The organism is Candidatus Protochlamydia phocaeensis (assembly GCF_001545115.1).
GTDB classification, from domain to species: Bacteria; Chlamydiota; Chlamydiia; order Chlamydiales; family Parachlamydiaceae; genus Protochlamydia_A; species Protochlamydia_A phocaeensis.
In genome coordinates, this window is the sequence record NZ_FCNU01000007.1 from 529846 (window position 1) to 542758 (window position 12913).

The 12913-nt window shown below is 44.1% G+C and carries 10 protein-coding genes and 1 pseudogene; 3 read left to right on the forward strand and 8 right to left on the reverse strand.

The window, feature by feature from the left end:
- Positions 1-97 precede the first annotated feature (97 nt).
- The 7 genes from BN3769_RS03105 to BN3769_RS03135 form a co-directional block, all read right to left on the reverse strand.
- Positions 98-1378 carry a glycosyltransferase gene (locus BN3769_RS03105; protein ID WP_195155533.1) on the reverse strand — a complete coding sequence of 427 codons (1281 nt, stop codon included), beginning with the start codon at positions 1376-1378 and terminating at the stop codon, positions 98-100.
- A gap of 264 nt (positions 1379-1642) precedes the next feature.
- On the reverse strand, positions 1643-2239 hold the full coding sequence (gene pdxT / locus BN3769_RS03110) for a pyridoxal 5'-phosphate synthase glutaminase subunit PdxT (protein WP_068467444.1): 597 nt from the start codon (positions 2237-2239) through the stop codon (positions 1643-1645).
- Between the two features lie 6 nt (positions 2240-2245).
- Positions 2246-3151, reverse strand: a complete 906-nt coding sequence (pdxS, locus tag BN3769_RS03115; RefSeq protein ID WP_068467446.1) for a pyridoxal 5'-phosphate synthase lyase subunit PdxS — start codon at positions 3149-3151, stop codon at positions 2246-2248.
- 11 nt (positions 3152-3162) lie between these two features.
- Positions 3163-3912, reverse strand: a complete 750-nt coding sequence (locus BN3769_RS03120; RefSeq protein WP_068467449.1) for a putative quorum-sensing-regulated virulence factor — start codon at positions 3910-3912, stop codon at positions 3163-3165.
- 32 nt (positions 3913-3944) lie between these two features.
- A complete protein-coding gene (gene yihA / locus BN3769_RS03125) occupies positions 3945-4580 on the reverse strand; it encodes a ribosome biogenesis GTP-binding protein YihA/YsxC (protein WP_068467450.1) in 636 nt (211 codons plus the stop codon).
- On the reverse strand, positions 4558-5007 hold the full coding sequence (tsaE, locus tag BN3769_RS03130; RefSeq protein WP_068467451.1) for a tRNA (adenosine(37)-N6)-threonylcarbamoyltransferase complex ATPase subunit type 1 TsaE: 450 nt from the start codon (positions 5005-5007) through the stop codon (positions 4558-4560). Before tsaE ends, yihA begins: the two co-directional genes overlap by 23 nt.
- Positions 5008-5216: 209 nt before the next feature.
- Positions 5217-5951: a DUF2709 domain-containing protein gene (locus BN3769_RS03135; RefSeq protein WP_068467453.1), complete on the reverse strand. Its 735-nt coding sequence runs from the start codon at positions 5949-5951 to the stop codon at positions 5217-5219.
- A 119-nt stretch (positions 5952-6070) separates the two neighbouring features.
- Here BN3769_RS03135 and BN3769_RS03140 point away from each other — a divergent pair, with 119 nt between their 5' ends.
- Positions 6071-7150 carry a Glu/Leu/Phe/Val family dehydrogenase gene (locus tag BN3769_RS03140; RefSeq protein ID WP_068467459.1) on the forward strand — a complete coding sequence of 360 codons (1080 nt, stop codon included), beginning with the start codon at positions 6071-6073 and terminating at the stop codon, positions 7148-7150.
- 234 nt (positions 7151-7384) lie between these two features.
- Here BN3769_RS03140 and BN3769_RS14340 read toward each other — a convergent pair.
- Positions 7385-8491: pseudogene (locus BN3769_RS14340) on the reverse strand (IS3 family transposase); the annotation flags it as partial.
- A gap of 113 nt (positions 8492-8604) precedes the next feature.
- Here BN3769_RS14340 and BN3769_RS03155 point away from each other — a divergent pair.
- Both BN3769_RS03155 and BN3769_RS03160 read left to right on the forward strand, forming a co-directional pair.
- Complete coding sequence (locus tag BN3769_RS03155) at positions 8605-8994, forward strand: hypothetical protein (protein ID WP_068467461.1); 390 nt, start codon at positions 8605-8607, stop codon at positions 8992-8994.
- Between the two features lie 251 nt (positions 8995-9245).
- Positions 9246-12913 (forward strand): DUF6531 domain-containing protein (locus tag BN3769_RS03160; protein WP_195155534.1); only part of this gene is annotated, 3668 nt, incomplete at its 3' end.

A 12913-nucleotide genomic window follows, 5' to 3' on the forward strand; every position in this document is an offset into this window, starting at 1 on the left:
TGATTACATAGCTGTTTCTTTAATTCAAAACGGGCATTTCAAGCCTGCCCATTTTGAATTAAAAGCTTATTACGTAAGGAAATAGCGAGAAAGCAAATTAGCTATTCCAGGATAAATTCCACAAATGCAGTCCCTTAGTATAAGAAAGCACATGCGACTCCGGATTCTCGCCGGCTTTTTCTCTCAAACTAGAGTGGAAGGGATAAAAATAAGCAGGGGGCAGGACCAAGGTATGATGGGTTTGCCTTCTCTTATCTTCCCGTAGACCATCTTTTACGCAATTGGTTAAAAGACCGGGCCCGGTACGCCAAATAATCGCCCACGGATGCTCGTTTGCTTTGTGCGGTCTTAAATTTTCTAAGCATCTTTGCATAACAGCACGCCCGGGCTTTGCTCCAATAAGGGCATTTCCCACATACATAATTCCCAAACTATGGCAATTTTCCTCTATTCCTGCGTAAAATTCAGTTTGGTCGTGAAGATCATCTACAGGTCCATAGCAAGGCAAATCAGAATCTGCATAAAGCCCCCCATGCTCGTGAAGAATGCAATAGCGGGCAATGTCGGCCTTTTCAGCCCATTTCGTTGCCACATCCCATGCTTTTCCTACAGCAGGAAATTCCCTTCTTTTTTGTTCAATAATAGCACCGACGTCTTCATTTGTCCATAATTTCACTTGCCATCCTGCTTGCTCAGGATGATGCTTAATCCATGAATCCCGCACACGGAACACCTCTTCATTGGGAGGCGCCCCTAGCCAAACAAGATGAATCACTTTGGGAATCTTAGGCTCCGTATTTTCCGATGGCCGTTCTAACCGCGCGCAAAAATCAATATAATTGGCACGCATTTGGTCCCATTGCGCACTATCGACTTTATTATCGATCATCGATTGTGTAAGAGAAACCGGTTGGTTCGCATTCAACACATCAAAATAATTTTTATTGTAAAGCCCTCCCTGTGGACCGGCAATTAGTTGACTCTGAGTAGCTTCTTTTGGATCCACTTTTTTGAAATACGCGCCCGGATGGATAAGGCCAAAAATAGCCTTAACCATTTCAGCGACTTGCCCGATGGGAGCGGCAAGGGCACTGCTCGCAAAACCGATAGATAGTTTTAAATTTTCCTTTGTCTTTTCGCCTAGTTCATGCGTATGACCGAGGTGAAGGGCATGGCGCATATTTAAGCCCATTGTAAAGACAACCAAAGCAACAGCAGCAGCCGTGTACAAGATAGGCTTTACAACCAGTCCAACTAGATGAGCGGGAATACGCAACAAACAGATAGCCCTGCCTTGCAAAGAAGAAAACTTGCAAAGCGCGTCGTTCTCTTCTAACTTAAACGTATTAGCCAGCTCGTGTTTTGCATTAATATTCACCTGACTTACTAAAAAGTTAGTAATAGACATAGCCCTCTAAATCATTTATTTTAAAAATAGAATTTTATTTTAATTTAATATGTTTTTACATAAAAACATAAATTATAAAAGATAATTCATTAATTTACCAGAATTAAATTAAAATATTAATTTTATATTAAAAGAAAAAGAAGAGTTTGCCAATCGTTCAAATTCCATTTGAACGATTGGAATCAATTCGGAAGAATAAGGTGCCCTTATTCTTCCGAATGACGAGGAGGGCCATCAATTAGCTAATGGTTTGGAGAGGCTCTTTTTTACCATTTCTAGGAAGTACTGATGAATGGTCGGATCGGCTGTTAGTTCGGGATGGAAAGAGGCCCCTAGTAGATGCCCTTGCTGGATCAAGACAGGTTCCCCTTCATAAGAAGCCAAAAGCTGAACATGAGACGCATTGGATCGAATGCGAGGCGCCCGAATGAAATAGGCGCGGAACAGCTTTTCATGATCCGGTTGTAGGTGAAGGGGAACAAAAGCCTCAAAGGACTCGATTTGTCTGCCGAAAGCATTGCGCTCTACGGTGACGTCCAGCAATCCGAGCGATTTCAAACGCGATGCCTGCACTTTAGAAGAGAGGAGAATCAATCCTGCGCATGTTCCGAAAACGGGCTTGCTCTCGGCAAAAGAGCGGAGAGGTTCCCTCATTTGGATAAAGTCTATTTGCCTTAGCATGACAGTCGATTCCCCACCGGGAATGATCAAGCCGTCGCATTGCGCCAATTCTTCGGGCTTGCGCACTTCTTTGACTTCAACGCCAAGCGAGCGTAGCATTTCGCAATGCTTGGCAAAGTCACCTTGTAGAGCCAGCACACCGATTCGCATGGTCCCCTACCACCCTCTTTGCGCCAATAATTCTTCGCGCTTCAGCTGCCGAATGTCCAAGCCTTTCATGGCATCCAGCAGGCCCATTGAAATTTGGGCAAGCATCTCCGGATCTTGATAGTAAGTTACAGCAGCGACAATCGCGCGCGCGCGCTCGGCAGGATCTTGAGCCTTAAAAATGCCTGAGCCTACAAAGACGGATTGGGCTCCAAGCTGCATCATCAAGGCTGCATCAGCAGGAGTTGCGATTCCACCAGCGGCAAAATTGGGAACAGGTAGCACACCTGTCCGCGCCACTTGTTGGACCAAGTGAAACGGCGCTCCTAAACGCTTAGACTCCGCCATTAATTCCGATGCATCCATGGCCATCAAGCGGCGGATCTCGCGATTGACCGATCGCATATGACGGACTGCTTCGACAATATTTCCCGTTCCAGCCTCGCCTTTTGTACGGATCATTGCAGCCCCTTCGCCAATGCGTCTTAACGCCTCTCCCAAATCGCGGCATCCACAGACAAAAGGCACTTTAAACACATGCTTGTCAATGTGGTTTTCTTCATCTGCCGGGGTCAATACTTCGCTCTCATCAATAAAATCAATCTGCAGGGCTTCTAAGATCTGCGCTTCCACAAAGTGCCCGATGCGACATTTTGCCATGACAGGAATGGTGACAGCTTCTTGAATTTTTTGAATAAGCTCCGGATTTGACATGCGCGCAATTCCACCTTGAGCGCGGATATCCGAAGGGATTCTTTCCAAGGCCATGACGGCAACAGCTCCTGCTTCTTCAGCAATTTTAGCCTGCTCAGGATTGGTGACATCCATGATGACACCGCCTTTCAGCATTTCTGCTAAAGCCACTTTAACTTCAAATGACCCTTTTTCACTGTGGGCTGAATTTTCTTTTGTCATAGACTTTCTCATTAAAGTTGTAAAAATGGATTACTGGCTTGATTAAACAGGTTGCCCTTTCTGCGGCGCTTAAGTTCTGAGCGCACGGAAAAAAGCAAGTCCTGATCAAAATCTTTATTGGAAATCCACTGAAGATATTGCAGAGGAACTTCTTTTAGCGGACGTCCTTTATGCTTGCCAAGCGGCATCGTCGACATTAAGATCGGCCGCGACAAGGCGTCAAACAGCTGCTCTGTCGTTTTATAGCGCTTTGAAAGGTGCTTAAAAACTTCCTTATTGACGACCACATCGCTCATAGCCCGATGAGCGCCTTCTAAAGGAATATTAAAATGCTGACGCAGATATTCAAGCGAGTTGATTGGACTTTCTCCGTAAAGGCGTGCCATTCTCAGCGTATCTAAAAATCGATTCTGGCGGATTTTGCAAGGAATGCTATGCCTTTCAGCAGAAGTTGCCAAAATATCGATATCAAACCCTACTCCATGCCCTACAATAATATGATCGCCAATCATTTTCAAGATATCAGGCAAGACTTGGGCAATAGTCGGCTTATCCTTCACCATGTCCGGCGTAATGTGATGAATGGCTATTGACGTTTCTGGAATGGGGCACTCGGGATTAACCAAACTCTCCATTTGGGCATAAATTTGATTGGCATCGAAACACATAACCGCCACTTCAATCACGCGGTCCTGCTGAGCATCTAATCCCGTTGTCTCGCAATCGATGCAAACAAATTTTTGTTTTTCTATATCTGGCATACTTTCTCTTTTATTCGCATAAAGCGAAGCTTTTATTCCTCTTCCGATGCGTCTTCCTGTGCTTCATCCTGCAAAGCATCATGGATCATCGACATTAATTCCCGCTGTCCTCTATTTTTGAGCACAGAATAATAAACGTAATGCAAATTAGCTACATTTAACGTATCTAAGATTTTTTCTGTATTGAGCCTCAGCTCTTTTTGATTAACTTTGTCCACCTTAGTCAAAACTAAAATCAACGCTTTTTGCTGATGCAATACCCAATCCAAAAATTGCAGGTCTTCCTCATTGGGAACCCGGCGAATATCCAATAAAAACAAAATCAGCTTCAGCGTTTCCCGTTGCTGCAAATAGGATTGGACCATAGGCCCCCATTGCTTTTTAACAGCCAGCGGCACTTTTGCATATCCATATCCTGGCAAATCAGCAAAGGCAATCTCATCGTTCAAAGTAAAGAAGTTAAGCGCCTGCGTCTTCCCAGGTGTCGCCGACGTTTTGACAAGATGTTGGGTATGGAAAAGATGGTTGAGCAAACTCGATTTTCCGACATTGGAGCGCCCCGCCACAGCCACTTCAGGCAATAGTTGTCCTGAAAGTCCTCGAATGGCAGGATAATCTTTCGGAAAAACCGCCGTTTTAACAAATTTAGCCCGAACAACCTTTTTCATATTCCCCTTCTTTTAAAATGATAATCATTCGCTCATCCCCTCCTTGGTGGGCAAGAGTCACATGAATGCAATGAAGAGGAAGAATAGGCGCAATTCTTTCAGACCACTCAATACAACAGATGCCATTCGCCTCAAAATACTCTTCAAACCCCATGCTCAAAAATTCATCCGCATCACTAAGGCGATATAAGTCAAAGTGATAAATGGTTTTTACGCCCTCATAAATATTTAAATAAGTAAAAGTGGGGCTTTGAACAATAGAGGGATCCAGCTGGCCGGCTCCGGCCACTAATCCTTTAATAAACGTTGTCTTTCCTGCTGCCAAATCACCAAAGAAACAAATGACAGAATGAAGGGGTAATTGTTTTCCAAAAGCATGCCCAAGCAAAAAAGTCTCTTCGGCTGAATGCGAAAAATACTGTTTCATGATAGGCACGCTTTTCAGGCTCTTAAAGCCTGTCCTCAAACTGCTAATAGTAGATTTCGAATTCTTTCCCGCTTGGCGTGTCCCTAAATAGCTAATGGCCTAGATTCGAGTTCTTTTCCCTAGGAACTATGAGATAGCGGCTTCAGATTATGCCTCCTAGAAAGAAAATAATTGCGAATATAAGCCATTGTAAGTTTGCAGATAGGTTATTAGTCCTCTGCCTCAACCCATCTTTCAACATAAGGAATAAATTCGTCAAATTCAGCCAGCGCTTCTACAAAAGCCGTAATTTTATCCTCTACGAGCTGCTTTTGAATAAAACTTAAGAAATGGTCTTCTATCTTAAATTTATTTTGATTCTGCACCTCTACTAAAGATAACTTTTTCAAATAGTTTCGCTTAAAATCCTCTACGACCGATTCTTTGCTATTAAATAGCTTGCCGCTTAAAACGGAAGAATAAACGACTTTCTTGATTGGCTCTTTGGGCGCCTTTGTCTTATTGATGTAGCTTTTAATGACTTCCGGATCTTCGGAAACAAAGAAACGCTTAACTCTCAGTCCACCGACCCTTTCCGTATTTTCCGGACACTTAGAAACCCAGTCATAGATGGCATCCTGCGGATTAGGATGCGTATTATCTCCAAAAACTTTTCCTGTAAAAGGACAAATATAAATCTTCTTAGTCTCTTCATTGACGCTGGCATGGCCAAAGCCGATCTTAATTTCTGTTTCATGCCAGAGTTTGCCTTCGCTTTCCAACTGACGGACTGCATCCTCTGCACTTTGATAAATAATTTTATCTTTTGGAAAAAGAACCGGTTGAAGGTTAAATTTATGTTCAATAAAACATAAATAAGTGTTGATCAATTCTGCAGGACGATTTTCTTCAAGAAATTGTTCTAACACTTTTTTTTGTTCATCTGTTATGACAACTTTTGTCATTGAAAACCTCTTACCGGAAATTTAAATTTTAAACTTACTCATGAAATTACTGTAATAAGATTAGCCTGTAAAGTATTATCATTCAAGACAATTTTCACTGGAAAGACGAGGAAAGGCATATGCTAAAGATTCAAGAAATTCCTACACCTGGCTATGAAAAAGTCCTTGAAGCCCAAGATTCAGAGATCGGCCTTCACTGCTTTATCGCCATCCATAACACGGCAATAGGTCCGGCTATGGGAGGCATGCGCGTTTATCCCTACGCTTCTCGTGAAGACGCCCTTACTGATGCTCTTCGTCTTTCTAAAGCCATGACATATAAGTCGGCCTTGGCAGAAAATGGACTCGGAGGAGGAAAGAGCGTAATTATTGCCAATTCCAAAACAGATAAGACGCCTGCTCTTTTGCAAGGTTTTGCCGAAGTCGTCAACACCTTGAAAGGCAAATACATTGCCGCCGAAGATGTCGGTTCTACGCCTGAAGATATGGCCATTATCCGTACACGCACTCCCTATGTAGGAGCCTTGCCCACAGAAAAAAGCAGCGGCGATCCCAGCCGCTTTACAGCCTGGGGCGTCTACCGAGGCATGCGGGCTGTTGCCAGAAAGCTATGGAACGACGAAAGCTTAAGAAAAAAAATTATCGCCATCCAAGGCCTTGGCCACGTGGGAAGCAAATTGGCCAATATATTATTCTGGGAAGGCGCTTATCTTATCCTCTGCGATAAAGATCCCCTAGTCACTCAAGAACACGCCCGTCTTTATGGAGCTCAAATCATTGATACTAAAGACTTTATCAGCATCCCTTGCGACATTTTAGCCCCTTGCGCCCTGGGAGGAATCATTAATGAAAAAACATTACCGCAGCTGCACTGCAAAGCTGTTGCCGGAGCAGCCAACAATCAACTTTTAAATGCTGAGGCAGGACGCGAATTAATGCGCAAAGGCATTCTCTATGCTCCTGATTTTGCAATCAATGCGGGAGGCATTATTAATGCGGCGGCAGAGTTTGACCCGCAAGGCTATGATCCCAAACTGGCGCGCGACCGTGTTAACCATATTTATGATACGCTTTTGGAGATCTTCAATAAAGCGGAAAAAGAGCATAAGCCCGCTAATCAAGTGGCCGATGAATTAGCAGAATACAAACTTCAGCACTTGATAGGCAAGCGCCAGTCCCCTCTCTCTTTTGCAAAATAAGGCACATGGTCGATCTTGCAGGTGTCCGCCTGCGTTTGGAGGATAAAGGCAAAGAGCATGTCTTGTAAAATTTTTCCAATTTCGGGAAAAGGCCTCGACAATCACTGTTTGAGAAAGGATAGATTGTAGCTGACGGTTCTCATGATGATTTGTTGAAGACAAATGAATCGTATAAAAGGTTATGGAATAGGCAAGTATTAATCTAGCCAGATTAAGTCTAGATCAGCTCATATTATTGTAATCATCTATCCATTTTGGCAGCTGATCCAAAAAGCCTTAGCATCTTGAAGATTGCCAAAATAAACATAATCTCGTTTAAAAGTCTTAACAAAAGCCTCAGCCATGCCCTTACTTTCTGGACTCTAAGCTGGAGCTGCTCTTATTTCTAAACCAAGCAATCTTCCAAAGTTTACTGCTTCTTTGGCTGTATAACAGCTGCCATTATTGCAACCCTATATGGACTTTTGGCCGGCCAAAGCCATATTCGACAGTCTCTAGCATTAAGTCTCTAATCATTTGGCCATCAATGCCTATGGTTGAGGCAACATAGCGCATAATCTCTCTATCACAAGTATCTAAAGAGAAAGCAACATGAACGCGATCTCCATTGAAGCACTGAATAGAGAAGCTATCCGAGCACCATCTTGTATTGCTAAAAAGAGTCTCTACTTTACCTGTATGAGCTCTGCTTGGCTTTCTTGCAGGCTTTTGTAATAAAAGATGGGATCTGCTCATTAACCGAAAAATCCTTTTATGATTAACGAGTTTTTCTCCTCTTGCCGCTAGCTGCTTATTAATAAGAGCTGTCACTCTTCGATATCCATAACTCGGCCTGTCTTTAATGACTTCTTTTATTAAAGCAATCATCCGCTCGTCATGTGCCTTGCAAGAAAGGGCAGGCTTAGGAGAAGAGGGGTTGCATAAGATTAGACCGAGATACGTGCATAGTTCCTGCTATTTTCCTTATGCTAAATCGTTTAAGTTTGATAAGGACTGCCGCGAGATGAGTTTTTTTTCCTGCCCTATCTTGATCGCTTCTTTTAAAATCTCATTTTCTAGCGTCTTCTTACCCAGCATGCGCTCCAATTCTCGGATGCGCTTTTCCATTTCCTTGGCTTGGCTCTTAGGGATAAGTTCTTCTCCACTTTGAATTCCTTGAAGGGCTCCTTCTTCCATCTGTCTCCTCCATGCAAAAAGTTGATTTGGTGTTATACCCTATCTTCTTGCAACTTGGGAAACAGATTGTCCTTCCAAATAAGTCTCTTTAATGATTTGTTTCTTCTCTTCCAAAGACCAGCGTCTTCTTTGTTCTACTGATGTAATGAGTTTACAATTAGTCATAAATCTAGTCATACTCCTATATTTTAAGAGCAAACTAGGTGGTCCTGGGGAGCACGACATCATTGATCTAATGTAATTAGCCATCCAAAAACTTTGCTTGCTGGGCAATAGTCATGGCGCCGAGCTTGGCGCGCCATCCTAATCCCCTTAAAGGCTTCCGTCCGCCAACCGAATCCCCTGAGAAAAAAACAGAGAAAAAGAAGACCGATGTCGATTCTTTGAAATTGCTTCTTGCGACTCCTGAAAGCATAGTCAAAAATGTCATAGCTGCTGAAAGGGCTATGGAAGCCAAGCAACAAGAAAAAGACAGGGTTGCAGCAGAAAAGAAAAAACGCATCCGTGAACAGGAAGAAAATCGCGAAATCCGTCATGAAAGCTATAAAAAAGCGGAAATCCAAGGAATTGAAAAACAGCATGACACTTTAAAGCATGAAATAAACGATCAGGAAAGAGGCCGTCCAGCCCCCTTAAATCCGACGAAACGCAGGCGCATCGAACCTTGATTCATCCCTTTTCTTATTGCTTTTTCAAATAGGAAATCCACAAGTTTCCTTTCACCAATCTATCAAGTTAAAGTTTGAGTTTTCTTACCTTTTAGTGTAGTCCACAAGGCAAGAAAAACTCAAAACTCAGGTATTAACAGCCAGTCATCCAGTCCAATCGTTTACCCTTCTATAAAAAAATTCCTCTAGTCAAAAAAAAACTCGTTGTCTTACTGTCTTAAGTCATCTTTGATAAACTAGAAGGTGGGACAATGAAACGTATCTGGATTTTCCTGTTGGCATGCTTATCTTTTTTTTCCTTGGCAGCCGAAGAAGACAACTCAGAAGGAGATCCCTTCTCTTCCCCTCAAACCCAGTTGCATAATGCCCTCCCCCTTTTGGTCAATGATTCCGTCTCTGTCATTTCGGGAGAATTGCTGCTATCCGAAACAGACTTTGTGCTGTCGGGCCCTGATTCTTTAGTTCTCACGCGCCATTACTCAACAGGCCATTTAGATAAGACGATGGGATATAATTGGGAGTTCAATCGACCCGGTTACATGGATATAGATAGAGACGCTGATAATTATATAAACGGCGGCCGGACAAGAAAAGTTCGCTTCAATCAACCTTCTGGACTTAAGACGCTTCATCAATCGCATAAAGACGCCAAAGAAAATCTACTGTCCTTTGAGTTAGTGCACAGTCCGGGACTGACCAATTGCCGCTCTCACGAAATTAGCGCCCGCACAAACCTGCATAATATTGAAGTGCATTTAGATAGCAATACCGCTCACGCTATCGCCATGACAGGCAGCGGCCATTTGTTCTATTTTCAGGATAGGGGAAAAGAGACCGAAGATCGCATTTTTCTTCATCGCCGCTTAAAGCCTTTATTCGAGCGCAAGCCCAATGGCCACTTTGTCATTTTCCACAAGAATGAAGTCCATGCGTTGAATCCCACGCAGCAACTGGACTACAGCCATTTGATTTGGGATTCTCATGGTCCGGAAGAACTGGAAATCAAAGCTAGCGATGGGCGGTCTGCGATCTATAAGTTCGTCTGTTATGAGCATGGGCAGAAAGAGCCGGAAGATCCGGAAGAAAGGGACCGGCAATTAAATTTACCCATTGAACCAAAAAAGCCAAAGACCAAGCGCTATTACCTATCCGAAGTCAACTGCAGCCATAAGCCGAAAGAGATTTACGAGTATTCGCATCTCTCCTTTGAAGAGCCGACAGAAAGACCGGCATGCCTGCGCCTGACCTGCAAACGTTTGCCGAATGATCGCTTTATCAAAACGAAATACGATAGCCAAGGAAGGGTCAAGCAGCAGTTAGCTCCTGTCGGCACAGATCAAACTCCAATTGTCACCCATCGCTTCGTCTATTCTTCCGGAGCGCCCAAGGATTCAAACCGCTCGGACAGCCCACGGTCTGGAAAAACAGAAGTCTTTGATGCCCTTGGACGTAAAACTGATTATGAATACAACACCGACCAACGGCTTACCCAAGTCACAAAATACATGGGAAATAAACCCTATGTTTCCGAACATTATATTTGGGATGACGAGCCCGACTATTTGTCTTCCCCTTTTTTACAATTCATCGGGTTTCCTATATGGGATTGGCTTTTATCTCAAAGCTGGATTCCCATTCCAGATGCAGCCCTTCTGGACCGCGGACAAACCCCACCCCCCCCTTCTTTTGTTGAGCTGGCCCAAGAGGCTCATCAAGAATCTAGCACCTCGCAAGACAGCGTGAAGGTACCTCTGACAAGAGGGCATTCCCGTCCCCCTAAAGTCATTGAAGATATGCAGCAAGAGCAGGTTAATTTTCCCTTACAGGCAAAAGTCGATTTCTTAACCCTTTTTGAAGCTTGCCTTAAAGGCCATCGCATTCAAAAAAGCGGAAAAGGCAATCTTATGGGAAAATATGTGCAAGATGCGGCAGGCCATATGGAATCCCTCCTATGCTTCGACTATGATGACAAAGGCAATGTCTTAGCCGAATTCGTATATGGCAATTTAACCGGACAGTGCCAGGAGAAGCTAGAGTCCCATTCCCGGTGGGATGTGTTCAATAAAAGAGTGGAATGCTATGCCAAGCGGTTTGCCTATACCAATGATCACCTGAACTTGGTCATTGCCGAGCTGGAAGATAATGGCAAAGGCATGCTGCACGGCTATGTTCCCGGCACTAATTTGGTCTCAGCCAAATATGTCATGGATAATGGCCGCATTATCCTCAGGCAATTCTATGACTATGACGAAAATACGACCCTTGTCAAACTCATCAAAGATGACGGATCCGATTTTTACCGCTATGATTTGAAAGATGTCCATGAACGCCATGTCACCTATTTCTATCCCAGGCAAACGGCTCCTTTCGGTTTGCCTGAACGCATTGACGAAATGTACTGGGATGTGAATAGCAATCAGGAAAAGCTACTCAAACGCGTTATCTGCCATTATTCAGCCCAAGGTAAGCTTATCCAGCAGGACCATTATGACAGCAATGAGATGTACCGCTACTCGCTTTTTTGGGAATACGATGCCCATGGCAATGTCATCCGCGAGGTTAATGCCCTAGGACAGGTCATCACTAAACAATACGATGAAAATGACAATTTGATCTTTGAACAAGGGCCTAGCCTTGATTTCTTTACAACCTATGTCTATGACTATGCCAACCGTTTGATCGCCAGCAAAGAAGACCATGGCGGCAAAGTTCTGGCCACTTCCCATCGCTATGACTATGTCGGCAACCGCGTAGCGACTATCGATCCATTCGGGCAAGAGACCCAATATGTCTATGACGACTTGAACCGTTTGGTCAAGACCATTCATCCCCCTGTGCTGAATGAAGCCGGCCATGTCATCCAACCGACAGTCTCCACGGATTATGACTTCATGGGACGCCCGATTACAGTCACGGACGCTAAAGGCAATCAGACCCGGACAACTTACAACGCCCGCGGCAAGCCGGTCAGCATCCTGCATGCCGACGGCACTCTGGAAGAACTGATTTATGCCCTCGATGGGTCACTAGCTGCGTCCATTGCTCCCAATAAAACGAAGACGACTTATCAAAGAGACTGCTTGGGGCGCGTCCTCAAAGAAGAGATTTGGCAAGGCAGCACATTGCTCAGCAGCAAAAGCTATGCCTATCAAGGCCTCCGTCTCATCAAAGAAACCGATGCGGAAGGAATTGAAACCAGCTATGAATATGATGGTGCAGGAAGGCTGATAAAAGAAACGTGCGGCCGTTTCCGCAAAGACATGGAATATGACAGCTTAAATCACTTAACTAAAGTCACCTCTTGGTTTGGAGATGATTCGTCCTCTGTCAGCATCAAATGCATGTCTTACGATTTGCTTGGCCGCTTGCTCGAAGAGAAAACCGTCGATGCCTTTGGCCAACTCCTCGAGCAAAGCGCTTATATCTATGATTGTTTAGGCAACCGTACCCACGCCATCCAGCAAACGCAAACCGGCTTAAGCATTAACCAAGTGGAATATGACAGCCAAAGCCGTCCGATTAAAATGATCGATGCCGAAGGGCATGTCACCCACCTCTTCTATGATGAATCGTTTTATAATGCCCTTGGCCAGCAGGTCCTACGCATTGAAACGACCGATCCGCAAGGCAAGATCACGGAAAAGATCTTCGATGCTTTAAATCGCGAATCCGTTCTTTCGCGCAAAGATTCATTCGGTAATCTTTTGGCCAAGCAAGAACGTTATTATGATCCTTGCAGCAACCTGTGCAAGACTATCGATGCTGTTATGGTCGACGGTATCCAGCAAAGCGAATCGATCAATAGCTGGACGTATAATGAAATGGGGCAGGAAACCAGCTGCATAGAAGGCCTAGGCACACCCGAACAAAAGCATACCTATACCGACTACAATGCTTATGGGCAAAAAAACAGGACCAC

What these genes read in the sequence shown, in the direction of transcription:
- pdxT (WP_068467444.1), bottom strand. Translation starts at nt 2,239, where the DNA reads ATGCGAATCGGTGTGCTGGCTCTACAAGGTGACTTTGCCAAGCATTGC.
- pdxS (WP_068467446.1), bottom strand. Translation starts at nt 3,151, where the DNA reads ATGACAAAAGAAAATTCAGCCCACAGTGAAAAAGGGTCATTTGAAGTT.
- BN3769_RS03120 (WP_068467449.1), bottom strand. Translation starts at nt 3,912, where the DNA reads ATGCCAGATATAGAAAAACAAAAATTTGTTTGCATCGATTGCGAGACA.
- yihA (WP_068467450.1), bottom strand. Translation starts at nt 4,580, where the DNA reads ATGAAAAAGGTTGTTCGGGCTAAATTTGTTAAAACGGCGGTTTTTCCG.
- tsaE (WP_068467451.1), bottom strand. Translation starts at nt 5,007, where the DNA reads ATGAAACAGTATTTTTCGCATTCAGCCGAAGAGACTTTTTTGCTTGGG.
- BN3769_RS03135 (WP_068467453.1), bottom strand. Translation starts at nt 5,951, where the DNA reads ATGACAAAAGTTGTCATAACAGATGAACAAAAAAAAGTGTTAGAACAA.
- BN3769_RS03140 (WP_068467459.1), top strand. Translation starts at nt 6,071, where the DNA reads ATGCTAAAGATTCAAGAAATTCCTACACCTGGCTATGAAAAAGTCCTT.
- BN3769_RS03155 (WP_068467461.1), top strand. Translation starts at nt 8,605, where the DNA reads ATGGCGCCGAGCTTGGCGCGCCATCCTAATCCCCTTAAAGGCTTCCGT.